This window comes from Chryseobacterium endophyticum, assembly GCF_056333165.1.
Genome location: NZ_JBWGXE010000007.1, coordinates 109521 through 134770 on the forward strand (window position 1 = coordinate 109521; position 25250 = coordinate 134770).

28 protein-coding genes are annotated in these 25250 nt (G+C 39.2%); 22 read left to right on the forward strand and 6 right to left on the reverse strand.

Annotated elements, in window-relative coordinates; translation table 11 throughout:
* Positions 1-117: 117 nt before the first annotated feature.
* Genes radA through AC0N32_RS15600 form a run of 3 tightly spaced genes read left to right on the forward strand, consistent with a single transcriptional unit; the run spans position 118 to position 2706 of the window.
* The gene (gene radA, locus AC0N32_RS15590) at positions 118-1470 is read left to right on the forward strand and encodes a DNA repair protein RadA (protein ID WP_476394781.1); all 1353 of its coding nucleotides are present in this window, start codon (positions 118-120) and stop codon (positions 1468-1470) included.
* A 56-nt stretch (positions 1471-1526) separates the two neighbouring features.
* Positions 1527-2069 carry a transposase gene (locus AC0N32_RS15595; RefSeq protein WP_476394782.1) on the forward strand — a complete coding sequence of 181 codons (543 nt, stop codon included), beginning with the start codon at positions 1527-1529 and terminating at the stop codon, positions 2067-2069.
* A gap of 43 nt (positions 2070-2112) precedes the next feature.
* Positions 2113-2706 carry an acyl carrier protein phosphodiesterase gene (locus tag AC0N32_RS15600; RefSeq protein WP_476394783.1) on the forward strand — a complete coding sequence of 198 codons (594 nt, stop codon included), beginning with the start codon at positions 2113-2115 and terminating at the stop codon, positions 2704-2706.
* Here AC0N32_RS15600 and AC0N32_RS15605 read toward each other — a convergent pair whose 3' ends face one another.
* The 3 genes from AC0N32_RS15605 to AC0N32_RS15615 are packed head-to-tail and all read right to left on the reverse strand — an operon-like array spanning position 2707 to position 3733.
* Positions 2707-3207, reverse strand: a complete 501-nt coding sequence (locus AC0N32_RS15605) for a DUF6702 family protein (protein WP_476394784.1) — start codon at positions 3205-3207, stop codon at positions 2707-2709.
* Positions 3204-3506 (reverse strand): hypothetical protein, encoded by a 303-nt coding sequence (locus AC0N32_RS15610; protein ID WP_476394785.1) that lies wholly within the window; start codon positions 3504-3506, stop codon positions 3204-3206. Before AC0N32_RS15610 ends, AC0N32_RS15605 begins: the two co-directional genes overlap by 4 nt.
* Complete coding sequence (locus tag AC0N32_RS15615; protein ID WP_476394786.1) at positions 3482-3733, reverse strand: hypothetical protein; 252 nt, start codon at positions 3731-3733, stop codon at positions 3482-3484. Before AC0N32_RS15615 ends, AC0N32_RS15610 begins: the two co-directional genes overlap by 25 nt.
* Positions 3734-3800: 67 nt before the next feature.
* Here AC0N32_RS15615 and AC0N32_RS15620 point away from each other — a divergent pair, with 67 nt between their 5' ends.
* The 8 genes from AC0N32_RS15620 (at position 3801) to AC0N32_RS15655 (ending at position 12858) form a co-directional block, all read left to right on the forward strand.
* Positions 3801-4379: a HupE/UreJ family protein gene (locus AC0N32_RS15620; RefSeq protein ID WP_476394787.1), complete on the forward strand. Its 579-nt coding sequence runs from the start codon at positions 3801-3803 to the stop codon at positions 4377-4379.
* A gap of 68 nt (positions 4380-4447) precedes the next feature.
* Positions 4448-6832 carry a M1 family metallopeptidase gene (locus tag AC0N32_RS15625; protein ID WP_476394788.1) on the forward strand — a complete coding sequence of 795 codons (2385 nt, stop codon included), beginning with the start codon at positions 4448-4450 and terminating at the stop codon, positions 6830-6832.
* Positions 6833-6883: 51 nt separating this feature from the next.
* A complete protein-coding gene (locus AC0N32_RS15630) occupies positions 6884-7606 on the forward strand; it encodes a DUF3108 domain-containing protein (RefSeq protein ID WP_476394789.1) in 723 nt (240 codons plus the stop codon).
* Positions 7607-7741: 135 nt separating this feature from the next.
* The gene (locus AC0N32_RS15635; RefSeq protein ID WP_080776869.1) at positions 7742-8020 is read left to right on the forward strand and encodes a co-chaperone GroES; all 279 of its coding nucleotides are present in this window, start codon (positions 7742-7744) and stop codon (positions 8018-8020) included.
* Between the two features lie 33 nt (positions 8021-8053).
* Entirely contained in the window at positions 8054-8413 is a 360-nt protein-coding gene (locus AC0N32_RS15640) for a four helix bundle protein (RefSeq protein WP_476394790.1), read from the forward strand.
* A 55-nt stretch (positions 8414-8468) separates the two neighbouring features.
* Positions 8469-10094 carry a chaperonin GroEL gene (gene groL / locus AC0N32_RS15645; protein WP_476394791.1) on the forward strand — a complete coding sequence of 542 codons (1626 nt, stop codon included), beginning with the start codon at positions 8469-8471 and terminating at the stop codon, positions 10092-10094.
* Between the two features lie 537 nt (positions 10095-10631).
* The gene (locus AC0N32_RS15650; RefSeq protein WP_476394792.1) at positions 10632-10940 is read left to right on the forward strand and encodes a hypothetical protein; all 309 of its coding nucleotides are present in this window, start codon (positions 10632-10634) and stop codon (positions 10938-10940) included.
* Between the two features lie 220 nt (positions 10941-11160).
* A complete protein-coding gene (locus AC0N32_RS15655; protein ID WP_476394793.1) occupies positions 11161-12858 on the forward strand; it encodes an AIPR family protein in 1698 nt (565 codons plus the stop codon).
* 135 nt (positions 12859-12993) lie between these two features.
* On the opposite strand, the gene AC0N32_RS15660 is transcribed toward AC0N32_RS15655, so the two are convergent.
* A complete protein-coding gene (locus AC0N32_RS15660; protein WP_476394794.1) occupies positions 12994-13149 on the reverse strand; it encodes a helix-turn-helix domain-containing protein in 156 nt (51 codons plus the stop codon).
* The gene (locus AC0N32_RS15665; protein ID WP_294197665.1) at positions 13146-13355 is read right to left on the reverse strand and encodes a helix-turn-helix transcriptional regulator; all 210 of its coding nucleotides are present in this window, start codon (positions 13353-13355) and stop codon (positions 13146-13148) included. The genes AC0N32_RS15660 and AC0N32_RS15665 overlap by 4 nt, the downstream gene beginning before the upstream one ends.
* A gap of 148 nt (positions 13356-13503) precedes the next feature.
* Here AC0N32_RS15665 and AC0N32_RS15670 point away from each other — a divergent pair, with 148 nt between their 5' ends.
* From AC0N32_RS15670 to AC0N32_RS15710, 9 genes are all read left to right on the forward strand, one after another.
* Complete coding sequence (locus AC0N32_RS15670) at positions 13504-13725, forward strand: SymE family type I addiction module toxin (RefSeq protein ID WP_476394795.1); 222 nt, start codon at positions 13504-13506, stop codon at positions 13723-13725.
* A 533-nt stretch (positions 13726-14258) separates the two neighbouring features.
* The gene (locus tag AC0N32_RS15675; protein ID WP_476394796.1) at positions 14259-14918 is read left to right on the forward strand and encodes a DUF2461 domain-containing protein; all 660 of its coding nucleotides are present in this window, start codon (positions 14259-14261) and stop codon (positions 14916-14918) included.
* Between the two features lie 284 nt (positions 14919-15202).
* Positions 15203-16372, forward strand: coding sequence for a Kelch repeat-containing protein (locus AC0N32_RS15680; protein ID WP_476394797.1), 1170 nt, complete (start codon positions 15203-15205; stop codon positions 16370-16372).
* 602 nt (positions 16373-16974) lie between these two features.
* The gene (locus tag AC0N32_RS15685; protein WP_476394798.1) at positions 16975-17622 is read left to right on the forward strand and encodes a suppressor of fused domain protein; all 648 of its coding nucleotides are present in this window, start codon (positions 16975-16977) and stop codon (positions 17620-17622) included.
* Between the two features lie 132 nt (positions 17623-17754).
* Positions 17755-18606, forward strand: coding sequence for a M23 family metallopeptidase (locus tag AC0N32_RS15690; protein WP_476394799.1), 852 nt, complete (start codon positions 17755-17757; stop codon positions 18604-18606).
* Between the two features lie 143 nt (positions 18607-18749).
* Positions 18750-19340 carry a hypothetical protein gene (locus AC0N32_RS15695; RefSeq protein WP_476394800.1) on the forward strand — a complete coding sequence of 197 codons (591 nt, stop codon included), beginning with the start codon at positions 18750-18752 and terminating at the stop codon, positions 19338-19340.
* 836 nt (positions 19341-20176) lie between these two features.
* Positions 20177-21964: a UvrD-helicase domain-containing protein gene (locus AC0N32_RS15700; protein ID WP_476394801.1), complete on the forward strand. Its 1788-nt coding sequence runs from the start codon at positions 20177-20179 to the stop codon at positions 21962-21964.
* A gap of 159 nt (positions 21965-22123) precedes the next feature.
* Positions 22124-22480 (forward strand): hypothetical protein, encoded by a 357-nt coding sequence (locus tag AC0N32_RS15705; protein ID WP_476394802.1) that lies wholly within the window; start codon positions 22124-22126, stop codon positions 22478-22480.
* A gap of 41 nt (positions 22481-22521) precedes the next feature.
* Positions 22522-23121, forward strand: a complete 600-nt coding sequence (locus AC0N32_RS15710) for a DUF6624 domain-containing protein (protein WP_476394803.1) — start codon at positions 22522-22524, stop codon at positions 23119-23121.
* 58 nt (positions 23122-23179) lie between these two features.
* On the opposite strand, the gene AC0N32_RS15715 is transcribed toward AC0N32_RS15710, so the two are convergent.
* Entirely contained in the window at positions 23180-23611 is a 432-nt protein-coding gene (locus tag AC0N32_RS15715; protein ID WP_476394865.1) for an Lrp/AsnC family transcriptional regulator, read from the reverse strand.
* Positions 23612-23733: 122 nt separating this feature from the next.
* Here AC0N32_RS15715 and AC0N32_RS15720 point away from each other — a divergent pair, with 122 nt between their 5' ends.
* Together AC0N32_RS15720 and AC0N32_RS15725 are read left to right on the forward strand one after the other, a co-directional pair.
* Positions 23734-24186 (forward strand): carboxymuconolactone decarboxylase family protein, encoded by a 453-nt coding sequence (locus AC0N32_RS15720; protein ID WP_476394804.1) that lies wholly within the window; start codon positions 23734-23736, stop codon positions 24184-24186.
* 211 nt (positions 24187-24397) lie between these two features.
* On the forward strand, positions 24398-25147 hold the full coding sequence (locus AC0N32_RS15725) for a DUF3575 domain-containing protein (RefSeq protein ID WP_476394805.1): 750 nt from the start codon (positions 24398-24400) through the stop codon (positions 25145-25147).
* Positions 25148-25250 lie beyond the last annotated feature (103 nt).

A 25250-nucleotide genomic window follows, 5' to 3' on the forward strand; every position in this document is an offset into this window, starting at 1 on the left:
GTTAGTTTTTGATATTTAAATTGAATTCAGAAAGATTTTTCTGGGAAATTTTAATTAAAAATCTTATCGAGTCTGAAAATTGACTAAAAATCCAAAAAAAATTTTGAACTTCGCAGGATGGCAAAATTAAAAACAGCATATTTCTGTCAGAATTGCGGCGCCCAGTATTCCCAATGGATGGGCCAGTGCAAGAACTGCGGACAGTGGAATACTTTGGTAGAAGAAATCGTTGAAAAAACACCTTCCCATAAAACACCGCCGTTTTCAAAATCGAAGCAGCATGTCATCAATATCGTTGAAGTCGAAACCAATGAAGAACCGAGGATCAAAACCCCTTCCGAAGAACTCAACCGTGTTTTGGGCGGCGGAATCGTGTTAGGATCTGTAACCCTGATCGGCGGAGAACCCGGAATCGGAAAATCAACATTATTGCTCCAGTTAGCTTTAAAGATGAAGAAAAAAATCTTCTACGTCTCAGGGGAAGAAAGTGCGTCTCAGATTAAGATGAGGGCCGACCGATTGACGGACATCCAAAATCCGAACTGTTTCCTTTTTACGGAAACCAACCTTGAGAAAATTCTTCATGAAGCCCAAAAGCTGGAACCGGATTTTGTGATCATCGATTCCATCCAGACGTTGCAGTCACAATTAATTGAAAGCTCACCGGGAACCGTCTCCCAGATCAGGGAATGCTCCAATGAAATCATCAAATACGCTAAAGAAAATAACGTTCCCGTGTTTTTAGTCGGACACATTACCAAAGACGGACAGATTGCCGGACCGAAAGTACTGGAACACATGGTGGATGTCGTGTTAAATTTTGATGGCGACCGGAATCACCTGTTCAGATTGTTGAGAGCCAATAAAAACCGTTTCGGTTCTACTTCCGAGATCGGGATTTATGAAATGGTTTCTCAGGGATTAAAGGAAATTAAAAACCCTTCCGAAATTCTAATCACCAAAAAATTTGAAGAACTTTCCGGAAACTCGGTAGCCGTAACCCTGGAAGGAAACCGGCCGATGCTGCTGGAAATCCAGGCGCTGGTAAGCACTGCCGTATACGGAACACCCCAGAGAAGCTCAACCGGTTTTGATGCCAAAAGACTGAACATGCTTCTCGCCGTTTTGGAAAAGAGAGCAGGCTTCCAGCTAGGCGCCAAAGACGTTTTCCTCAACATTACCGGGGGAATAAAAACCGATGATCCAGCACTGGATTTGGCTGTTGTGGCTTCCATCCTCTCTTCTAATGATGACGTCGCCATCTCCGAACATTACTGTTTCGCGGGAGAAATAGGACTCAGCGGAGAGATCCGCCCGATTGCCCAGGCAGAACAGCGGATTACCGAAGCCGAAAAATTAGGCTATGAAAAGATTTTCATTTCCAATTTAAATAAGCTTCCCAAGAAAAAATTCGGAATCAAGATCGAAGAAGTAAGCAAGATCGAAGATTTCCACGAGCGCCTCTTCTAGGTCGTTAGAGCTTTAAGCTCTAACAACCTTTGCCAACCACTAAAAAAAAACACGCTATGAAAAAAAATGTTTATCCTTTGGAAGCACAATGCTTCTATCATATTTTCAACAGAGGAATTAACGGGCAAACGTTATTCTTCAATGAACAGAATTATCATTATTTCCTTTCTCTGATGCGGAATAAAATATCATCCGTTGCTACGGTATATGCCTATTGTCTTTTACGGAATCATTTTCACTTTCTTGTCCGTATAAAATCGGAACAGGAAATCCGCGAAGCCTTTCCTCATAAAGGCCAGACCGAAGTTTCAAAAATCATCAGCCAACAGTTTTCCAACACCTTCAACAGCTATACCCAGGCCATTAATAAACATTTCGGAAGAACGGGAAAACTCTTTGAATTACCATTCAGAAGGAAATTGATTACTTCCAATCAGCAATTAGTCAACACGATTCACTACATCCACAACAATCCGCTGAAACATGGCATCACGCAGAACGTTGAAGAGTATCGTCATTCGTCGTTGTTTAAAATTAGAAATGGTGTGGATGATCCGATGCTACCGTTCGACGCGATCATAGCGTTGTTAAAGCTTTGAGCTCTAACAACGCTTCCTGACAAAAATTTCCTATCTTCACGTAATGAATTACCTTGCCCATTCCTATCTATCTTTCACCGACGGGCAGATTGTCGGTCAGTTCCTGGAGGATTTCATCCGGAACAGGGACCGGTTTTCATTCCCGAAAGACATTCAGGATGGAATTACATTGCATCGGGCGATTGACACTTTCACGGACGCCCATCCTGCCATCCATGAAGCAAAAAAAGTGTTTGCCCCTTTGGTAAGATTGTATGCAGGAGCCTTTGTGGATGTTTCTATGGATTATTTTGTAGCGAATGACATGAAACTACATTCCTTACAGGGCTGGAAAAACCATTCTGTAAAAGTCTATCAGGTTTTGAATAAAAATTACGAATACCTGCCTGAAAATTTCAGGAAGATGCTGGTAAAGATGGAAGAAGGCGACTGGCTCTACAATTACCGCCATGAAAAGAACATTGGCTACAGCATGCGAAACGTCCTGAACAAGGCAAAATACTTAAATATTGATATTCCCGTTCATGAAGCTTTTTTAAATAATAGAGATTTTCTTCAGGAATGTTATGATAATTTTTTTCCGGATTTGCTGGAGCATGCCAAAGGCATCCATGCCTTGCTACAAATGGAAAACTGATTAAAACTGCTGAAAAAGATAGCGGTTTGGGTAGGTCAGCTTTTCACTTTTCCTTTCCCCGTTTACGATGATATGGACGATATTGATTTGATCATCAAATAAATTATACAGGAAACTTACCGCAGCTTCGATTTTTTTTGGAGCTTCGACTTTTTTCGATTCTAGATAGACATTGACCGACTCATGGTCTTCCTCGTAACCTACATAATTTACGTTCAGGAATTTGTTGTTGGCTTTAAGCTTAAAATATTCCACAGCATAGTTTTTCAGTGATTCGTTGAGCTGGGCTTTAAATTTCGGATCGTTGAAATGCAGGGATTTTCCATATTTGGTGTTCAACCCGTTTTCCAGGTCATCCAGGAAAAAACGTCCGGTTATTTCAAAGGTTTTGGATTTCTGATTATAATTGATTTCCACCGATCCTACATGATAAGGATGCTTCGCTCCGGTAAAAGAGAAAAAAACCAATAAGACCGAAAAAAAGAAAAGGAGTTTTTTCATGACAACAAATCTAGGAGTTTTTGCGGATCCTGCCGCATATCGAAGAATAGAAGGACTTTGATCAAATCATCATTTTCTTTCCTGAAAAACATTCGTACGTGCTTTTTACCGATTAATGCAGAGCGGATATCACAAGAATATTTCGGATAATGAGTGAATTTACCCTTTTTCAAATCATCTGAAACTTTTCTGATATCTTTAAGAAAAACCACAATCTCGCGATTACTCCATACATTTTCAAGGAATACAATCTGATTTCTAAGCGTCTGTTTTGCTATTTCTGAGAATTCAATCTGCATATTTCCTCATCAACATATTTAAAAAACTCTTCTTCAGAAATCATGTCTTTTTCTTCAAGACTGTCAGCATATTCAGACAGTTTTTCGATAAACCATTTCGGAGTACCGTCTTCATACAATTCATCATCCTGCGCTACGGAAACCGACTTGATGCCCTTTATATTTTCCAGAAGTTTCTTTATAAACGCGAAATCTGCCGTATTTTCCAATTCTATATTGACCATCATACCGTTTAATTTTACACAAAGTTAAAATAAATTTTGTATCATCGCAGTTCGATAAATGATTTAGAATATGCAGGATTTTTTATTTTACCTCAACCTGGGCTGGGAACACATCATTTCACTCGATGCCCTTGACCATCAGCTTTTTGTTCTGGCTTTGATTGCCGTTTACTCCTTTAACGATCTCAAAAAAATTTTAATTCTGGTCACCGCTTTTACCATCGGCCATTCGATTACCTTGGCGTTAAGCACGTTTGATATCGTAAGGATCAATTCGGCTTGGGTGGAATTTCTGATTCCGCTGACGATTGTTCTGACGTCGCTTGATAATATTTTAATGAAAAATAAAAAGCAGACGCTGATGAAGGCTAATTATTATTTAGCCCTGATTTTCGGTCTGATCCACGGAATGGGTTTTGCCAATACAGCCAGGGTGATGATTGCCAAAAGCCAGAGCTTAGCCGTTCCGCTTTTAGGATTTAATATCGGACTTGAACTGGGGCAGATCGCCATTGTTTTCGGAATCCTGATTATTTTATTTATTTTGCTTAAAATCTTTAAAGTAAACCAGAAAGACTGGGTGCTTTTTGTTTCTTCCGGAGTTTTTGCGCTTTCCCTGAAAATGACATTGGAAAGAATTCCTTTTTAAGGCTGAAACATTTGCAGCTTTTCAGCTACTTATCATTATATTTGAAAATCCTTAAACAAATTTCGGTTATGAAACTAAAAGTTGCCATACTTTCCCTTTCTGTATTTGCGTATACAGGTTTCACCGCACAAAATATCCAGAACAATCCGGGGAGCAACCACGGAAACCGGTTTGAACAGCTGGGAACCATCCTTCCCACCCCCAACATCTACAGAACCGCTTCCGGAGCACCGGGACATGGCTACTGGCAGAACAGGGCAGATTATACCATTAATGCTTATCTTGATGAAGACAAAAGAAACCTGAAAGGTTCGGAAACCATTACCTATTACAACAATTCGCCGGACGACCTGGATTACATCTGGCTTCAGCTGGACGAAAACCAGCAGTCAACGGTAAAAAAAGCGGATTTCCCTTCCTCCTCTACCCTTCCGAAAGCTTCCAACGACCAGCAGCTCCGCCCGACGGAACTTCCTGCTGCCGATAACGGATACGATGTTAATCTTGAAAAAGTAACCGATGCTTCCGGAACACCGCTGAAATATACGGTCAACAAAACCATGATGCGGATCGACCTGCCGAAAGTTCTGAAAAAAGGAGAAAAGCTGGTCTTTAAAATCGACTGGAACTACAACATCCCGAACCGGATCAAGATGGGCGGCCGCGGCGGTTATGAAAACTTTGCCGAAGACGGAAACGACCTGTACACCATGACGCAGTGGTACCCGAGAATGTGCGTCTACAGCGATTTCCATGGATGGCAGAACCATCAGTTTACCGGAAGAGGCGAATTTGCCCTTGTTTTCGGGAACTTTAAAGTAAACATGAATGTTCCGGCAGACCACGTAGTCGGCGGAACGGGAGAATGTAAAAACTACGACCAGGTTTTAACGGCAGAACAATTAGCACGCTATAATAAATCTAAAACATCAGGGGAACCGGTGGAAATCGTAACCCTGGATGAAGCGAAAAAAGCGGAGAAAAACCATTCCAAGCAGAGAAAAACCTGGAGCTTTGAAGCGAATGACGTAAGGGATTTTGCCTGGACGTCTTCAAGAAAATTCGTTTGGGACGGAATGGGCGTTACCATTCCTGAAAACAACAATAAGGTCATGGCCATGAGCTTTTACCCGAAAGAAGCTTACAATTTATACCGCAAATATTCAACGAAAGCAGTAGCCCATACGATCAAAACATATTCGGAATTTACGATTCCATATCCATACCCGGTAGCGCAGTCGGTGGAAGCCGCCAACGGAATGGAATACCCGATGATCTGTTTCAACTACGGTAGAACGGAAAAAGACGGAACCTATTCCGAAGGGATCAAAAACGGAATGCTCGGCGTGGTCATTCACGAGGTAGGCCACAACTTCTTCCCGATGATCATCAACTCCGACGAAAGACAGTGGAGTTGGATGGACGAAGGGCTGAACACCTTTGTGGAATACCTTACCGAAGAACGGTGGGACAATAAATTCCCGTCCAAAAGAGGTCCGGCATGGACGATCACGGATTACATGAAGCTTCCGAAAGACCAGCTGGAGCCGATCATGTCCAACTCGGAAAACATCATCCAGTTCGGCCCGAATGCTTATTCCAAACCGGCAACAGGATTGAATATCCTTCGTGAAACCATTATGGGAAGAGAGCTTTTCGATAAAGCCTTTAAAACCTATGCGAAAAGATGGGCTTTCAGACATCCTGAACCTGCGGATTTCTTCAGAACGATGGAAGACGCGAGCGGCGAAGACCTGGATTGGTTCTGGAGAGGATGGTTCTACGGAACGGATCCTGTGGATATCGCGATCGATAAAGTCACCATTGCCACTCCGGATCTTGAAACAGCACCAAGAGAAGCTAAGGAAACCAAATACAAGGTAGACAAGCCTGCCCAGAATGATTTTGAAGACATTTCAAAAATCAGGAACCGGGAAGACAAGAACATTACCTTCTATGTAGACAAAGACAAGGAAGCCCAGGATTTCTACTACCGTTACGACAGGGGACAGGAAAAAGTAGACAATACCAAAGAATACGTTTTTAAAACTGAAGGAACGGAGCCTTTAACCCAAAAAGAAAAAGACAAGTTCAAAAACATGACCGCTTACCAGATCGATTTCACCAACAAAGGCGGACTGGTGATGCCGATTATCCTTGAATTTACCTTTGAAGACGGAACAAAACTGAAAGACAAATCGTCTGCCCAGATCTGGAGGCTGAACGAGCAGAAAGTTTCCAAGACCTATTATTTCGACAAGAAATTAAAATCCATCCAGCTGGATCCGATGCGGGAAACAGCCGATATCGATACTTCGAACAATTTCTGGAGCAACGACGGCGGCAATACCCAGGTTTCCAAGTTCGATCTGTTCAAGCAGAAAGAGGCCGGAGCCACCCGAGGCGCTTCCAACGGAAAAGTAAACCCTATGCAGGCAGCCGGAAAAAAGTAAAAAAAGTAATGTAACTTTAAGATAAAGGGCACTACTCATTATTAAAAAATCATGAAAACAATTCTGATCCTTTTAATAATGAGCAGTGCCCAACTTTTTGCTCAGAAAACCCTGAATCCTGGTAATGTAAAGCTTGAATCCAAATTCATTAAGAATGAAACCTCCACCGCAATCTGGTATGCTCAGATGGGCGGCCAAAAAGTAGAAATCGGAAAGATTACTAACCGGGTCAAAAAAACAGACAACACCACACTTCTCGTTGAGACAACCGTAAAAATGAATAAGGCCCCGGATCAGTCCTGGGTAGATTCTACCATGGTAAAGATTTCAGATTTTCAGCCGGTTTACCATTCATCTTACAATATGATGAGAGACATGGTTTTAAAATTTCAGAAAAATAAAGTCACCGGTTATTATCTGGATAAAAAAACTCAACGCAGGAACGAGATCAACGAAGATACCGCTTCCCCCTACTTCGACAGCAACACCTATCCTTTATTGCTAAGGTATTTACCTTTGAAAGAACACTACTCTACCGAATTGCCCATTTTCGATTATAATCCGAATGAAAAAAAAGGAGTTCTCAAAGCTTACCTTGAAGAGGTCACTGCGGGCGAACTGGACGGCAAAAAAGTCTGGATCGTAAAAACCACGGATGATATCCAGGACAGGAAAACGGTTGTCCTGTATTATCTGAATCGCGATACCCGGGAAATTCTAAGACAGGAAGTAAATTCCAGCGGAAGAAAGATGATCATGGAATATGTGAAATAAATTCAAAAAGACTGACTTTTTTTCTGCCAAAATTTCCGCTTGGCAAAGGTTTGGTCTGCCAAAATTTTCTTTTGCCTCGGTTGGCATACAATTAGGGAGTTACAAGACAGAAATAATTAAAAAATTAAATATATTATGTCAGTAAACTTTAAACCATTAGCAGACAGAGTTTTGATCGAGCCGATCGCTGCAGAAACAAAAACCGCTTCAGGGATTATCATTCCGGACACCGCTAAAGAAAAACCTCAGGAAGGTACCGTGGTGGCAGTTGGTCCAGGTAAAAAAGACGAGCCGACTACGGTTCAGGTAGGTGACAAAGTACTTTACGGGAAATATTCAGGCTCTGAACTGAAACTGGAGGGAAAAGATTATTTAATTGTAAAAGAAGGAGATCTTTTAGGAGTGATTGGGTAAAAGCAGCAGGCAGTAGGCTGTAAGCAATAGGCAATGAGAGACTACAGAAAATATGATACCTGGAAAATTGCCCATGAGTTGGTAAAAGAAATTTATATTATTTCTGAAAGTTTTCCAAAATCAGAACTTTTTGGTTTAACATCTCAAATAAGAAGAGCATCAGTCTCCATTCCGACGAACATTGCAGAAGGTTGCGGAAGATCTACAGACAAAGAATTTGCAAGATTTTTAGAAATAAGTATTGGTTCAACAAACGAAACGGAATATTTACTTCTTCTCTCTTGTGATCTTGGTTTCACTTCCGAAGACAAATTATCAGGCCTCAATCCTCAACTGAACTTAATCAGAAAAAAACTTATACAACTTAGAAAAAAATTATTAAATAATAATTAACAGCTTCAAGGCAAAAGCTTACTGCTTATTGCCTTAAGCTTAAAGCTTTAATATTATGGCAAAAGAAATAAAATTCGATATCGAGTCTAGAGACGCTTTAAAAAGAGGGGTTGATGCATTGGCAAATGCAGTAAAGGTAACCTTAGGTCCTAAAGGGAGAAACGTAGTGATTGAAAAATCTTTCGGTGCGCCTCACGTAACGAAGGACGGGGTTTCCGTAGCGAAAGAAATCGAACTTGAGGACCGAGTAGAAAACATGGGAGCACAAATGGTAAAAGAAGTAGCTTCCAAAACCAACGACATCGCTGGTGACGGTACTACTACCGCTACCGTTTTGGCACAGGCTATCGTAAGAGAAGGTCTTAAAAACGTAGCTGCAGGGGCTAACCCGATGGATCTTAAAAGAGGGATCGACAAAGCCGTAGCTGCTGTTGTTGAAAACTTAAAAACACAGTCTCAGGAAGTAGGTGATTCTACCGACAAAGTGAAGCAGGTAGCTTCTGTATCGGCTAACAACGACGAAACCATCGGTGCTCTGATCGCTGAGGCTTTCGGAAAAGTGGGTAAAGAAGGGGTAATCACCGTAGAAGAAGCAAAAGGAATCGATACCACCGTAGACGTTGTAGAAGGAATGCAGTTCGACAGAGGATACCAGTCTCCGTATTTTGTAACGAATCCTGAGAAAATGGTGGCCGAACTTGAAAACCCATACATCCTTTTGGTAGAGAAGAAAATCTCTTCCATGAAAGAATTGCTTCCGGTTCTTGAGCCGATCGCACAAGGCGGTAAATCTCTATTGATTATCTCTGAAGAAGTGGAAGGTGAAGCTTTGGCTACTTTGGTGGTCAACAAATTAAGAGGTTCTCTAAAAATTGCTGCAGTAAAAGCACCTGGATTCGGGGACAGAAGAAAAGCCATGCTGGAAGATATCGCAATCCTTACTGGTGGTCAGGTAATCTCTGAAGAGCAAGGTTTCACGATGGAAAACATCTCTTTGGATATGTTGGGAACTGCTGAAAAAGTGTCTATCGATAAAGACAACACAACGATCGTAAACGGTGGCGGTGAAGAAAGCAAGATCAAAGGAAGAGTAAACCAGATCAAAGCGCAGATGGAAACCACAACTTCCGACTACGACAGAGAGAAGCTTCAGGAAAGACTGGCTAAATTAGCCGGTGGGGTTGCCGTACTTTACGTAGGTGCTGCTTCCGAAGTGGAAATGAAAGAGAAAAAAGACCGTGTAGATGATGCCCTTCACGCAACAAGAGCTGCCGTAGAAGAAGGTATCGTTGCCGGAGGTGGTGTTGCTTTGGTAAGAGCCATCGCTGCTTTAGAAAACCTTACCGGAATTAACTCTGACGAAAGCACCGGTATCAAAATCGTAAAAAGAGCGATCGAAGAACCGTTGAGACAAATCGTTGCCAACGCCGGAGGTGAGGGGTCCGTTATCGTAGCAAAAGTAGCAGAAGGACAAGGTGACTTCGGGTACAATGCAAAAACCGACGAGTATGTAAACATGCTGGAAGCAGGAATCATCGACCCTACAAAAGTAACAAGAGTTGCCCTTGAAAACGCTGCTTCCGTATCCGGAATGCTTTTAACCACTGAATGTGTCATCACTGAAGTGAAAAAAGACGAACCAGCCATGCCAATGGGTGGCGGAATGCCGGGAATGATGTAACGGTCAGCGACCGAGGCAATTTAATATATTAACCGTTCTGATTTTCAGAGCGGTTTTTATTTTGTATTATTTTTTTTAACTATATTTGAGAAAACTAATTTAAACCATGAAACAACGTCAGTTAATTCTTATTTTGTACTTCTATAATTTTCCAAACTTAAATTTAGGATTTAGTATAACCTAAAAATGTTCACTATTCCTTACAAAAGAAGTATTATATTCCAACATCATACATCTTAAATAAGATTAAATAGCATTGATTTATATGATATTGATCACATGAAATAATGCATAAATTTAAATGTTGCAAAATTTAACCAAACAACCAAAAATAATGAGTAAATATAAAATTTCAAGATATTAAAGTCGGTGATGGAGTCTATTTTAATGTTACATGGCAAAATAATTATAATGTATTCTGGACTGTAATTTCAATTTATAATAATACAATAGAAATTGAAGTAAATAAAATGGGTGCTAGTGACAAAATATTTTTAAATATAAAAGATGTTTATTTAATTGAAAAAAGATAAAACGATGGAATCAGAATTAAAAGAATTATTGGAGAAAATTTTAAAAGAACTTCCAAACGATACAGATGTTTCAACTATGGAATATAAACTTTACGATTTGGAAAGAGCCTTAGAAAAACAAAATGATTTACTTGAAAGAATTGCGGAAACTTTAGACAGAATTGAGGACAATATTTCGAGTAGCAACACGGTTGATACAGATCGCATTGAAACTTTGCTGGATAGGGCAAATGATCGAACAGACAGACTAATAGATAAAATTGATGATGTTAACTCAACTTTAACTGACATTAGATATAATACTGAAAATTAAACTGAAATATATTATTATTAATAAAAATATTGGTTCGCTTGTGTTGGAATTTAATAACCTCTTCGATGTAAGATTCTTTGGATTCATAATCAACGACTCTTAATATTTTGTAAAAATACACTCATGAACTGATATGAAAATTAATAAATTTCAGTTTTAAGTGAATAAAAATATAATTCTGCTTAAGTGTGGCAATAATTAAACAAATACTAATAATACCATGATTGATCGAATTACGCAAAGCCTACTGAAAGATTTTGAATCTAAATTTGATTTTGAAGAAATTAAAGAAAGTGTCCTATTTGAACACTTTGTAAATTATACAATTCTCGAAAAAAAATTGGAAGATCGACTTAATGAAGATGCTTTAGAAACAATAAATATTGGAACAAACGGAACTTTTGGATTAGATGGATTTGCTATATTAATAAATAAGCAATTAATCACTTCGATTGAAGATTTGGATGAAATCCTTGATAAAAATAACAAGCCAACAGCTGAAGTTTTTTTTATACAATCTAAAACATCTAATAATTTTGATGTAAAAGAAATCAGTTCTTTTGGTAACTCAATAGAAGATTTTGTTTCTATTTCACAAAAATACTCTTGGAATGAAAATGCAAGAGGTTTCATCGAACTGTTCAAGCATTTAACAAATCGTGCATATGACTTAGAAACTAATCCATTTTGTCATATTTTTTATTGTAGCTTAGGCGAATATCTTAATGATCACAATACCGAGGCTGAAAAAAAGCGTATTTTAAAAAACATTAGAGATCAAAGAGTTTTTAATAAAGTCGATTTTTATTTTTTAGATTATAATATCCTACAATCTGATTATAAGAAGATTGGTCAGAAAATTTCTAGGACATTTGCATTTATTCAAAAAACTTTGATACCTGATATTGAAAATGTCAAAGAAGCATATATAGGTGTCGTTCCAGCAACTACAGTAATTAATTTAATTGAAGAAGATTCAGAATTAATTTCTTCAATTTTTTATGACAATGTTAGAGATTTTCAAGGTCTTAACAAAATTAACCAAGAGATAAAAAATACTATTTTAGATGATAAACTAAAGTATGCTTTTTCTGTTTTAAATAATGGTATTACAATCATTGCTGAAAAACTAGTTCCATCTCGTGACAATGTTACTATTACTAATTATCAAATCATAAATGGCCTACAAACATCTAGAGTTTTGCTTGATTGTAAGAGACTTATTGATGAAAAAATTTTTGTTACTTTAAAATTAATTGTAACCGAAGATGAAAATTTAATCTCTAAAATAATCAGATCTACAAATAGACAAACCGAGGTCAAAGAAGAAGATTTATTAGCTTATTCAGATTTTCAAAAGAAATTAGAAGATTTTTTTAAAACATTTAATGACCCTGATAAATTATTTTATGAAAGAAGATCAAAACAATACAATGGTACTGCAATAGATTCTAAGGCAATAATTGATAAATCTACTTTAATTAAAACAATGGGAAGCTTTTATTTTTTAAAGCCTCAATTGGCAACTCGATATTTTGGGGCACTCTTTAATGAATTTGGAAATCAATTATTTCTTGATAGTCATAAACTTTATCCTTACTATACTGCAGCAATTATATATAATAAACTAGAAGGAATATTTAGAACAAATTCTATTGATCGAAAATACAAAAAAATAAGATACTTTATTTTAATGATGTTACGTCTTGAATATAGTATAGATTATCCAAGATTTGAATCAAATAAAATTGATAAATTTTGTATTGATTTAATTACCTATTATAATATTAAAGCAAATTTTGATAAAAAATTAAATTACGTAATTAAAAAGATTGACTCTTTGGATTTAGACTTAACTAGTACTGAGTTATCTAAATCAAATAAGTTAGTAGAAAATATAAAGAGAATGTATTTTTAAAATTATATCCTATCTTTCCCTTTCTGGCCCAAGTTTACAAGCTCGGGCCATTTTACACCTCAAAACACCTCATCACCAAAAATCCACCAGCTCCGGTAAAGAAACTTCCAAAGCATTCGCCAGTTCCAGCAAAGTTCAAAGCGTAGGATTTATTTTTCCATTTTCCACTTTTTCAATTGCTTGTCGGTCTTTATTGCACGCACGTGCAAAATCAGACTGGCTCCAGCCCTTTTGTTCACGAAGCATGATAATTCGTTTACCAAATTCTTTTTTTAACTGATCTCTGGTCATGAACCAGTCGATACCAATAATTCCCGGATATCTACTTCCAGAAACTTAGATATTTCGTAAAGTGTTTCAATGGAAGGCTGGACTTCATTGGTACACCAGCGTGAAACGGTGGATTCTGTCTTTCCCAAATGACCGGCGAGATCCTTGCTGGTCTTATTTTTTTCTGCTAAGACAGACTTTATTCTATTTAAATTTATTTTCGACACAGTGCTCGATGATTAACTTCTCCTGCAAATATCGTAAAATTCTAAAGACCTGAAAATCATCTCTAAAACAACAATAATTATAATTTCATGCGGTTTTATTTGTTTTAAATTATAATTAATTATACTTTTACAACAATAAACTCGCATAATGAAGCAAGAAAAAAAATTTAACCATAAAAAGGATCGTTATTTGAAAATATATGGAAAATACACCGGCAATTCCAATCCCTGGCGACCTAATATCCTTCCCGAAATCCGTCTATGCGGCAAATGGCTGCAGGAAATCGGCTTTGAGCAAGGCAATACCATCAAAGTGCAGCAGAGAAAAAATAAAATAACCATTACGCTGGATCCGCAGGAAAAAAATTAGCCTCTGCCTTTGATCAAAGCAAAATGATTTTGTTACGGGCAAAGTCTAAGAGGATTATAGAAAAGCATTTGATCTGTAATCAAATTTTAGGAGAATTTCCTGAGGTTCCCGGTCATTTTAAATTATTTCAAAACTTCTTTAGTCACGAACAACCCTGTTTGTAACCTCCGCAGTCCTCCGAAGGTGTAAAACAACCCTGTTTGTAACCTCCGTAGTCTTTCCGAGGTTTAAAACAATCTTGTTTGTAACTTCCTGCAATTGCATTTAATCGCAAACACCCCTGTTTGTAATAAAAGACAGTTGCATTTTATTTCCCGCAACTTGCGCAAGAATTCCTGCAATTGTATTTTGTCATAAACACCTCTGCTTCTAATTTCCTGCAATGGTATGGGAACGCGGCAAAACCTAACGGGTTTTAAAAACCCGTTAGGTTTAGGGAAAATCACATTCATCCTTCAGGAATTCACGACCTGATCCGGCCCTGTAGCTTGTGCTTCATTTGTAAATCATTAAATTCGCTAAAAAAAAGTAAGATGAAAAAAGCCTTTGAATTCCTCAGGCAGCTCGAGAAAAACAACAACCGCGAATGGTTTGCCGCCCACAAAGCGGAATACGAAGCGGTGGTAAAAGAAAACAAGGTACTTTTTAACAGTATATACGCCAAACTTCAGCAGCACGACCGCGTCAACGGCATCCACATTTTCAGGATCTACCGGGACGTCCGGTTTTCAAAGGATCAGACGCCATACAAAACCCATTTCGGAGTCGGCTATTCCCGCCTGAAACCGATGCTGAGAGGCGGCTACTACATCCATCTTGAACCCGGCAACAGTTTCGTAGGCGGCGGATTCTGGGGTCCGGATGCCAAAGACCTGCTCCGCATCCGCAAAGAATTTGAGATCAGCACCGCGGAAATCGAAAAGATCACCTCAGACGATACTTTCATCAGCTATTTTAAAGAAATAAAAGGCGATGCCGTGAAAACCGCGCCCAGAGGTTTCGATAAAAACCATCCCGCCATTGACCTCATCAGGAAAAAACAATACGTTGTCATGCGACAATTTACTGACAAGGAAGTTTTGTCTGATGATTTCCATAAAGAAGCCGTGCTCACCTTACTTGCCATGCGCCCTTTCTTCGACTACATGAGCGAAGTGCTGACAACGGATCTGAACGGACAACCGTTGATTTAAACTATAAAGTATAACTCAAAACTATAGCAGACAATTGCTGTCATGAAGTTCACCCCATATAAATATAGTATCTGACGAAGAATGATAAACAGTATTATCTCGGCGAATATCATTTGCCGAATTAAATACGCCAGGTGCCGAAGTCACATCAGCCTACAGATGATCTGCGCTACAAGTTATTTCAAAGTAAATTCATCTGAACTTTTATTATCTTTGCTCCATGATACGGAAGTTCCCGCATCATTTATAGAAATTCATTAAGATTAATCAATAATAAACACCCTATGAAAACTAATTTTTTACTTCTTTCATTCATCGGTTCTTTTTTAGTAAATGCACAAACCCTCAATTTTCAGAATCTTACTGATATGCCTACAGCCAGAGGAGCTTCGGCGAGTGCGGTTGTCAACAGTGATATGTATGTCATCAACGGCTATGATGCCAACGGAGATACCAGCTACATCGAAAAATACAGCTTCCCCAATAACAGCTGGACGACTCTCAATACCGCGCTGTTACCCAAAAGATTTACCAGTTCTGAAACCTATAATAACAAAATCTATGTGATGAACGGCTGGCTGAACAGCAATGTCGAAATCTTCGACCCCGCTACCAATACGGTAACCAATGGTGCAACCAACCCTTATTATGCCGGAAATGCAGGATCCGCTGTCTATAATGGGAAAATATATGTATTCGGAGGCAGCGGACTGAATAATACTTCTACCTATACGTACACCAATAAATTCCAGTATTACGACATTGCCGCCAATACCTGGAACACTCTGCCGGATATGCCGGTGGCCAAAGAAACAAAAGGAAAAATCGTAAACGATAAGCTGTATGTTATTGGCGGTTTCAATGGAACCAACTCCAATAAGATCAATGTCTTCAACCTCACCACCAATACCTGGACCGATGAGTACACTATGCCTGTAGGAGTCTCCGGCCATTCGGTAGCCGTTCAGAATGATAAAATCTTTATTGTGGGCGATTACGACAACCAGAATTTCCTGGCTTATTTCAATACGACCAACAACCAGTTATATCAGCTGTCTTCCAATATGGTTCCACGAAGACATTCCGTTGCGCAGGTCTATAACAATACCCTTTACATAATGGGAGGCAGTACTACGACTTCCATCACTTCATCCCTAAGAAGCGCACAGTCTGCAGATATCAGCCCTAACATACTTGCTGTAAAAGAAAATAAGGAGCAGGTATTTACCATCAAAGGTTATCCGAATCCGTTCACAGACCAGTTCGTGATCAGCAGTTCCCACGACGGACCGTTTGACTACATCATATTCTCACCGGAAGGAAGACAGATCTCCAGAGGATCGGCAAGCTTCAATAAAGCGATCGATTTGTCCACCCTTGAAAAAGGGTACTATATCTTTAGTTTTAAAAACGGGAAAGGATTGCTGGAACAGTTTAACATCATTAAAAAATAACATTCCGGCATTATTCCTTTGAGGACGCTTAAACATCCCTTGAAATAACCATGAAAATAAAGCTTCTTATCATATCATTTCTGATATCAGCAAAATTATTCGGGTGCAAATGCGAGAACATGAGCATCCAGGAATCCTTTAAGCATGCAGATTTTGTGTTCACAGGAAAGCGGTAATTTTTCATACACAATTTAGATACAGATTAGGGAATATTGTTTCCAATGAATTTGAAGGAAATATCAACTACAATTATATAAAGCATGATAAATCGAAAAGCATCAGCGTGACGCTAGCTATCATAGGAAAACAGAATATTTTGCCTGCCCACCTACGAACGGTTTATCATTTATAAAGGTGATATTTAAAGTATGTTCAGTGTAAGTATAACATTCAAATATCAATAGAAATGGGCTTTAGCCCATTGACCCTATGCCGGATAATGAGTGGCTTTAGCCCAAACCTACAATACATTTCGGCTAAAGCCAATTTGAAATTATGATTTACACATCTGGCTAAAGCCCGACGCAATTGATGAAATTGATAAATTAAATACCAGGTAACTCCAAATTTTCTGTATCTTAATTCTTCAAAAATCCACACCAATGAACGCAGAAGAATACAGAAAACAATTTACCGAAGACGATGCCGTCGGCTGGGAATGCATTGATCAGGAACTGGAAAAGATTTACCCGGATCAGGAACCGCTTCATTTTGCACCACCACTCCATTATGTGGCAGGCGGCAACGACCCGCTGGATGGCATCAGTGTCTATAAAAGCGAAAAGCAGGAAAAACATTTCCATTTTGTGACCTACGGATTTTCCGAACTCTATTACAATGAAAAAAGTGTAGGTGGGGAATTCAGTAAATTCGGATTTGAACTCACTTTCAGACTAAAGATGGAAAAGGAAGACGACAACATCCATTGGGTGTGCAACCTCCTTCAAAATTTGGCGCGGTACGTTTTCCAGTCCGGGAAATGGTTTGAAGAATACCACCTGATTCCCGCCAACGGCCCGATCCGGATCGGTTACGATACCGAGATCACCGCTTTGTCTTTTGTCCTCGATCCCGAACTCGGAAAGATAGATACGCCACACGGGGAAGTTTCCTTCTTACAGCTTGTAGGCCTTACCACGAACGAATTTAAACAGCTTGAACAGAATCCGGCTCCCACCGAAACCAAAAAAGTGATAGAAAAGTTGCGGCAGGGCAGTTCTCTCTTAATAACGGATCTAAACCGCAGGTAAATGATTAGTATCTTTGCCGAAAATTCAGCAAATCGGTTCTTCATTTTTTAAAATACAATACGAATTCTCAAGATTCTGAGTGTCATTTAGCTGAGATAAACAATCTAGGTTTAGTAAAAAACAAATTACATAATGAAAAAAAATCTTTCGATCTGTAAAATACAATTGCTTTTAGCATTTATTTTTATAAGCGGTTTTACAGTCGCCCAGATTCCGCAAGAAAAATATCAACAGTATGAGTACGAGAAATCAGTTATTAATTCGCATGACACTTTAAAAATCATCTTGAAGAATCCTCTCCAATGCCCATTACGAATCTGGATTCACACCGATGACCAAGATTTACAGCATAAACTAAACAGTTTATCTCCGGTACTCCTTCAAAGCACTTCTGATACTACCCTTATTTTTACAAATCTTCGGGGTCCGGGCAGAAAGTTTCGTTTCAGTTCACGTTTGGGAAGCCTGTTGAAAAAAACGGAAAATATTGGTCTTGACCTGCCGTTTCCTACCGGCAGAGAATACCTAATCATGCAGGGTAACAATACAGACTTCACACACAATACGGAATGGTCGAGATATGCACTTGATTTTAATCTTAAAACAAATGATACCATCTGTTCTGCTACAGACGGCTACGTTGTAGGAGTAATTGATAGATACAAACTTTCAGGAAAGGGCAAAGAATGGCAGCCATTTTCCAATTTTTTAACCATATATGACCCGGATTCGGGATTGTTCTGCCAGTATGTTCATTTAACACAAAGCGGAAGTCTTGTAAAGATAGGAGATCATGTAAAAAAAGGGCAAAAAATTGCACTTTCAGGAAATACAGGACAAAGCACCCGCGAACACTTACATTTCAGCTGTCTAATTCCGGTAAATACTGAAGATGGGCTGAAATCTGTACCTATAACTTTTGCGAACGGCCTGAAAGGAACGGCCTTGAAGAAGGGAGATAGAGTAAAAAACATCAGAGAATAAGTCTCACACCTTGATTTATATTCTAAACTCACACCTTGATTTATATTCTAAACTATGATTGATAATCTATTTAAAAATATTAGGACATCGCCTAATCTTCCGAAGCCTTTTCCTATTTTTAAAGTTTTAAAAACGAATCGACAATGAAGAATTTAGAGGCGAAAATGGATGAAGCCTTCCAGGAAAACATTCTCTTTCCGAGGGAACAGACCGTGATCGATTTTTTGATATCCGTGTTAAACAATTCTGAAAAATTCAGGGAAGACGGCCGGAAGATCGAGGTCATTGGCCTGTATTATTACGCAGCCAGCCCTTTAAGCTTCCTTTTCGCCATGCCGAATTACGCCTATTATGCACCAGACAAAACCATACATATCGCAGAACTTCATCTGAAAAAGCATGGATTCGCAGATTACACTTACCTGGATCTGCAGGAGCTTTGCAAAAAAGTATTGGACGAAAATGATTTTTCATACGATTCCCGCATGGACCGAAACAACCTTCCCGACCTTTCTAACTACTGGGAAAACCAGTCGGGTCTTGAGCATGAATTCCTGAGACAGTGCTGGAAAAAGGCAAAAGAGCAGACCCGTTCAAAAATCCTGGGTTTTCTGGAAGCTTCGGACTCAAGCAGCCTGGTCTATGATCTGGACAACGGATTCTACCTTCCTTTCGAGGTCGATCTCGATGAGTATCTGCAGACCCAGGGTTTCCGATTTGAAAAGGAAAATTAATCATTTAAACTGATTGATCCTGACTAATAATAAACAGTATAAAAATTCCCCTCCCTCGGAGGGGTGGCGAAAATTCAAAGAATTTTTGACGGGGTGGTATTAATAAAAAGGTCTGCCATCCACTTCAAAAAGACAATAAATCGCAGTATCTGTGCAAAGTTTCAACGCAAAGAGGAATCTTTCATACTGCTAATTTTAGAAGGCAAAGGCAAATAAAATTATTACACGAAGCTTAAACGCGCGCTTCATCAGATCAGCTTGCTGATTCATTCTTAGCCATCTTAAAAATATGCAGGATCACTAAAACCTTTGCGTTAAAAAAGTCTCACGCAGATTTTGCAGATCACGCAGATTTTTTGTTTGTACAAGTTTTAATGCAAAGAGGAATCTTTCTTACTGCTGATTTTAGAAGGCAAAGGCAAATAAATTTGCTGCGCTAAGCTAACGGACAGCTTCATCAATCAGCTTGCTGATTCATTCTTAGCCAACTTTAAATATGCAGATTAATATAAAAACCTTTGCTTTAAAAAAGTCTCACGCAGATTTGGCAGATAACGCAGATATTGTTTGTGCAAAGTTTTAACACAAAGAGAAATCTTTTATACTGCTGATTGAAGCTTAAACGGGCGCTTCATCAGATCAGCTTGCTGATTCTTTCTTTGCCATCTTAAAAATATGCAGGATCAATATAAAACCTTTGCGTTAAAAAAATCTCATGCAGATTGGGCAGATCACGCAGATTTTTTGTCAAAAGTTAAATCTTAACGTTATAAAAAACAGCGGAATTCCGTACATTTAAAATAAATATGGAGTAAGTAGCAAAAAACACACAACCGATGAAATTAACACAGGAACAACAGGACATTATCAACTCTTCCGGAAATATTAAAATCAATGCCGTAGCCGGATCAGGAAAAACCACCACCGTTATAGAGTATGCCGCGACACGCCCGGCCGGAAGCAAAATTCTCTACCTGGTGTTCAACAAAGCGGTGCGGATCGAAGCAACCAAAAAATTTGCTGATAAAGGACTCCATCAGGTGAAGGTGGAAACCGCCCATTCGCTGGCTTTCCGGCATATTGTTTTTAAGTACAATTATAAAGTACGGGCGCAGGGATACAAAACCCATGAGATTGCCGCGCTTCTAAACCTGCAGGGCAATGGAGAAAAACACGCCGAATATATTGTCGCCAATCACATCAACAAATGCATCGCCTATTTCTGCAACAGCGACAAACGGAAAGTTCAGGACCTGAATTACCTGGATACCGTTACCGATCCGAAAGCCAAAGCATTCGTTTCAACATTCTACGATTACATCATTGCCCAGACCAGGCTGCTGCTGAGTAAAATGGACAAAGGTGAAATCGAAGTGACCCACGACTTTTACCTGAAGAAATTCCAGCTGCTGAACCTGAAACTCGGCTACGATTATATTCTTTTTGATGAAGGCCAGGATGCTTCTCCAGCGATGCTTGACCTTTTCTTTAAACAGAAAGCAATAAAAGTTATCGTCGGCGATACCCATCAGCAGATCTACAGTTGGCGATACGCCGTGAATTCCCTGGAGAAAGCGGATTTCAGGACGTATCATCTTTCCACCAGCTTCCGTTTGGGAGAGGATATTGCCGGGCTGGCATCGGAAATTCTGGAAATGAAAAGTCACCTTGATGAAAACTTTAAAACCTCCGTTCCCATCACAAGAGCTGGGGAAAACAAGAAAATAAAAACCCGTGCTACCCTGGCAAGAACCAATCTCGGTTTGCTCCTCAAAGCCATCGAATACGTTACGGAAAACAAAAGATCGAGACAGATTTATTTTGAAGGGAATATCAGTTCCTACACCTATGCCGATGACGGTGCATCGCTTTATGATGTGTTAAACCTCTACAGCAACAAACGCCACCTGATTAAAGATGAGCTGATCCGTTCCATGAAAGACCTCGCCGAGCTGGAAGACTATATCGAAAAGACGGAAGACGTGCAGCTTTCCCTCATGGTCGAAATTATTAAAGAATATGAAAATGAAGTTCCTGAGATCATCAACACGATTAAGAAAAGACATATCGGAAATAACAACAAAGAAGATGCGGACATGATTTTCTCAACCGTCCACCGCTGCAAAGGCATGGAATACGATTCGGCAGAGCTTGTGAATGATTTTATCTCCGAAAAAAGGCTGGATAAACTCAAGGAAGACCGCCAGAATTTTGAACTGAGCATTCCTAAGCTCAACGAAGAGATCAATCTGCTATATGTTGCCGTAACGAGGGCTAAAACCGATCTTTTCATTCCTGAAACGTTGCTGCCGGATACCTTTACTTTGGAATCACCGCACATTCATGTTTTAAAAGTGAAAAATGAAGATGAAGAGCTACCGAAGAAAAATACTTTTGCCGGTGCTGAAAAGAATAGAAATAAAAAAGAGAAAGCCTATTCCGTAGAGCAGATCCGGACGACCCACAAAGGTGCCTACAAGCCCTGGACCCAGGATGAAGATGATGAGCTGGCCGGAATGTTCAGCGACGGCTGCCCGATCAAAAAAATCGCCGACCATCTCGGAAGGACCAAAGGAGCTATCGTTGCCCGGATTAAAAAACTGGAACTGGAAGATTTTTATTAAATTAAGGCTGGAATAAGGAAGCCAGATGCCGGAAGTTTTATGCTGATTATTAATACTAAAGATCTTAAGTATTAAATGATCTTGCTTTCATTTTGAAGGTAAATCTTATTCAAATTCCTGATCCATATTCTTATTTTTTGTTAAATTAAATATCTCAAAATGAAAAACATAAGATCCATTACCCTTGAAAAATACACTCCTCCGGTTTATGAATCCATAGACCATCATATTTACAGAAATACGGAAGACAATACATACGTCACCGCCCTCAGTTTGGAGCTGGAAGACGATGAAGATTCCCAATACCCTTTGGAAGACCTGCTGGACCGGTTCAACCTGTATATTTCAGGTTTTGTAAATCCTGAAGTGATCGAATCACAATATCTGAGTCTCGAATTTGCCGGTGATCCGGAAGATATCCGTGAATTTTTAAAGTCTGTTGTCGGTAAACGGGTGTACAATATGGATGTTGAAGGAGAAGATGGCAAAACATATGTGAAACTGGTCATTGAATAGTTCGATATTAAAAGTATATTTTAAAATTTAAATAAGATCTTATGGATTTTAAAAGCATTGCCGAAAAAATAATCAGTCTTAAAAATGCAGATCTTGACCTCCGGGATCGGTTGATCGAGAACGGAGAACTCGGAAACGGCTATCATGGAGAAATGCAGGCTCTTCATCATAAAAATGCCGAAATACTGGATGAAATCATCGATCATATCGGCTATCCTACCACTGAAAAAGTAGGCAAAGAAGCTTCTGAAGCTGCCTGGCTCGTTATCCAACATGCCATCGCCCGGCCGGATTTCATGAGGAAATGCCTGAAGCTGCTGGAAGATTCCACTCCTGAAACCCATGCTGAGAGAGTAAATACCGCCTATTTATCCGACCGGATTGCCGTTTTCGAAGGACGACCGCAATTATACGGAACCCAATTCGACTGGGACGAAAACGGTAAGTTGAGCCCGAATATTTATGATGATCTGAATAAAGTGAACGAGAGAAGAAAATCACTTGGTCTGAATTCACTGGAAGAGCAAACTGCCAGTATCAGAAACCGCGCCCGGAAAGAAAACCAGCATCCGCCGGCAGATCTGAAGCAAAGAAACGAAGAAATGCAAGCCTGGAAAAAATCCGTGGGATGGATTACTTAAAACCTTCCGGCATCCAGCTTCCTTCTTCCAGCCTGTTTATTTCGAGTTAAGTTAAATATTACGCAAGGAAAGGTCTCGTTTTAATTTCGGAAAGCTGGATCGCTGTGGTTGGAATCCCGTAGGAAATCAATCGATCGATAAGCTGCTCCAGGTGCCGGCTGTCTTTCAGCACACATTCCGTGATCAGGCAGAATTCGCCTGTTACCCTTTTACAGCTGAGGATTTCCGGAAACCGATGCACATCATCGATAAACCTGCGGAATTCATCATTTTTAAATTTCAGACTAATCACCACTTTCAGCGAATAGCCCAGTTTTTCATAATCGACCTCTACGGTAAACTGCTTAATAACTCCATTATCAATAAGATTCTGTATCCTCTCTTTGGTCGCCGATTGAGACAGGGAAATTTTACGCCCTATTTCGGCATAACTTAACCGGGAATTTTCATTCAGGATCTTTAAAATCCGGTAATCATAATCATCCAACATTATTTTCACTGAAAAATATTTAATTTACAATTAATTCAATGCAAATTTAAAACTTTAACCCTTAAATCCGTTTTCAGATTGACAGAGTATTAATGAATTTTGTATCCTTAAAAAAAATAGATATGACAACGATACCTTTCTCAGAAAATGGAAACTCCCCTTTTGAAAAACTGATCGGCCACAATCCCGCCATCCTGAAACAGTGGAATATTCTCGAAGAAACACTTTGGGCAGAAACAAACACAGACAAGATTATGCTCGAGCAGATCCGCCGGGCGATGGCTTTTGAAAACGGCTGTGAATATTGTATGGTAAAAGCCGGTAAACCCGACTTTAATGCATCACAGATAAAAATTTCCGTAGCCGTAGCATTTGCCGAACTTTTATGCAAAGACCATAAATCCATCCTGCCGGCTCATTTTAATATGCTCCGTGAATATTTTACCGATCAGGAAATTTCCGGGCTCTGTGCTTTTATTGCCTTTGTGAATGCTTCCCAGAAATTAGGGAAAATTTTTAATTTATCTGAAACCGATCAGCCGAATGCCGTATTCAGTCTACATAATCTGAAATAAGAGCATTCTAAAAAGCGGTGCGACGGAATCATGCATTTTGAGAACATATAATAATCAGGATTTATTACTACTTATTAGATACTGATATTTAATAAATAGCGAATACATCTTAAACAATACTTTAATTTTATGACAAATAAGTAATCTGCTAAAATAGTTTGCCCGCTTTTTGCTATTTCCAAAATACTTCAAATCACAAAATATTAAAATCATGAAAAAATACTTACTTATGATGTCCTGCTTTATGCTTTCGACAGTCAAGGCACAGGAAACTCCGGCACCGACTGATGAAAAAATGAATATCATCAAAACCAATGTTACCGCCTATGCATTCAGAAACATTAACCTGTCTTATGAAAGAGCCATCAACCACTGGTTTTCGGTAAATATGGGTTTTGGAGTGATGCCGGAAGGAAAAATCCCTTTTATCAATTCGTTTCTGAGCGACAATGATGAAAAAAGATTCCAGAATCTGGAAGCAAAAGCTTTCAACTTTACCATAGAACCGCGTTTTTATTTCGGGGCCGGTTATGGAAAAGGTTTTTATGTTGCACCTTATTACAGATATTCTAAAATCACCACCAATACATTTGACTTTTATTATGACTTTACCTATAGCGGAGCCACTTATCAGATCCCTTTGAAAGGTTTCGGAAATGCCAACGGTAACAGCGGAGGGGTCATGGTGGGAGCCCAGTTTTTCCTGACCAGCCAAAGAAACCTCGTTTTGGATTTATGGATTGCCGGAGCACACTACGGAGCCGGGAAAGGAGATTTCACGATGACCAGCGATATTCCGCTTACCCCTGAAATGCAGGCTCAGCTGAAAAAAGAAATTGAAGATCTGGACGTACCTGTTGTTAATTACACCGTAGAAACCAATACCAACGGAGCCCGCATCATGATAGACGGCCCGTGGATCGGCTTCCGGACAGGGCTTTCTTTAGGATACCGTTTTTAAATCAGGCAAAACCCAAATCTATATAAAGCAGAATTTATCTTTCTGCTTTTTTTATATCTGGGTACTATTATTATTTTGAACACTCAACCTCATCATGGGTAAA

Coding starts and splice junctions, on each gene's coding strand:
- radA (WP_476394781.1), top strand. CDS start 118: ATGGCAAAATTAAAAACAGCATATTTCTGTCAGAATTGCGGCGCCCAG.
- AC0N32_RS15595 (WP_476394782.1), top strand. CDS start 1,527: ATGAAAAAAAATGTTTATCCTTTGGAAGCACAATGCTTCTATCATATT.
- AC0N32_RS15600 (WP_476394783.1), top strand. CDS start 2,113: ATGAATTACCTTGCCCATTCCTATCTATCTTTCACCGACGGGCAGATT.
- AC0N32_RS15605 (WP_476394784.1), bottom strand. CDS start 3,207: ATGAAAAAACTCCTTTTCTTTTTTTCGGTCTTATTGGTTTTTTTCTCT.
- AC0N32_RS15610 (WP_476394785.1), bottom strand. CDS start 3,506: ATGCAGATTGAATTCTCAGAAATAGCAAAACAGACGCTTAGAAATCAG.
- AC0N32_RS15615 (WP_476394786.1), bottom strand. CDS start 3,733: ATGATGGTCAATATAGAATTGGAAAATACGGCAGATTTCGCGTTTATA.
- AC0N32_RS15620 (WP_476394787.1), top strand. CDS start 3,801: ATGCAGGATTTTTTATTTTACCTCAACCTGGGCTGGGAACACATCATT.
- AC0N32_RS15625 (WP_476394788.1), top strand. CDS start 4,448: ATGAAACTAAAAGTTGCCATACTTTCCCTTTCTGTATTTGCGTATACA.
- AC0N32_RS15630 (WP_476394789.1), top strand. CDS start 6,884: ATGAAAACAATTCTGATCCTTTTAATAATGAGCAGTGCCCAACTTTTT.
- AC0N32_RS15635 (WP_080776869.1), top strand. CDS start 7,742: ATGTCAGTAAACTTTAAACCATTAGCAGACAGAGTTTTGATCGAGCCG.
- AC0N32_RS15640 (WP_476394790.1), top strand. CDS start 8,054: ATGAGAGACTACAGAAAATATGATACCTGGAAAATTGCCCATGAGTTG.
- groL (WP_476394791.1), top strand. CDS start 8,469: ATGGCAAAAGAAATAAAATTCGATATCGAGTCTAGAGACGCTTTAAAA.
- AC0N32_RS15650 (WP_476394792.1), top strand. CDS start 10,632: ATGGAATCAGAATTAAAAGAATTATTGGAGAAAATTTTAAAAGAACTT.
- AC0N32_RS15655 (WP_476394793.1), top strand. CDS start 11,161: ATGATTGATCGAATTACGCAAAGCCTACTGAAAGATTTTGAATCTAAA.
- AC0N32_RS15660 (WP_476394794.1), bottom strand. CDS start 13,149: ATGACCAGAGATCAGTTAAAAAAAGAATTTGGTAAACGAATTATCATG.
- AC0N32_RS15670 (WP_476394795.1), top strand. CDS start 13,504: ATGAAGCAAGAAAAAAAATTTAACCATAAAAAGGATCGTTATTTGAAA.
- AC0N32_RS15675 (WP_476394796.1), top strand. CDS start 14,259: ATGAAAAAAGCCTTTGAATTCCTCAGGCAGCTCGAGAAAAACAACAAC.
- AC0N32_RS15680 (WP_476394797.1), top strand. CDS start 15,203: ATGAAAACTAATTTTTTACTTCTTTCATTCATCGGTTCTTTTTTAGTA.
- AC0N32_RS15685 (WP_476394798.1), top strand. CDS start 16,975: ATGAACGCAGAAGAATACAGAAAACAATTTACCGAAGACGATGCCGTC.
- AC0N32_RS15690 (WP_476394799.1), top strand. CDS start 17,755: ATGAAAAAAAATCTTTCGATCTGTAAAATACAATTGCTTTTAGCATTT.
- AC0N32_RS15695 (WP_476394800.1), top strand. CDS start 18,750: ATGAAGAATTTAGAGGCGAAAATGGATGAAGCCTTCCAGGAAAACATT.
- AC0N32_RS15700 (WP_476394801.1), top strand. CDS start 20,177: ATGAAATTAACACAGGAACAACAGGACATTATCAACTCTTCCGGAAAT.
- AC0N32_RS15705 (WP_476394802.1), top strand. CDS start 22,124: ATGAAAAACATAAGATCCATTACCCTTGAAAAATACACTCCTCCGGTT.
- AC0N32_RS15710 (WP_476394803.1), top strand. CDS start 22,522: ATGGATTTTAAAAGCATTGCCGAAAAAATAATCAGTCTTAAAAATGCA.
- AC0N32_RS15715 (WP_476394865.1), bottom strand. CDS start 23,611: ATGTTGGATGATTATGATTACCGGATTTTAAAGATCCTGAATGAAAAT.
- AC0N32_RS15720 (WP_476394804.1), top strand. CDS start 23,734: ATGACAACGATACCTTTCTCAGAAAATGGAAACTCCCCTTTTGAAAAA.
- AC0N32_RS15725 (WP_476394805.1), top strand. CDS start 24,398: ATGAAAAAATACTTACTTATGATGTCCTGCTTTATGCTTTCGACAGTC.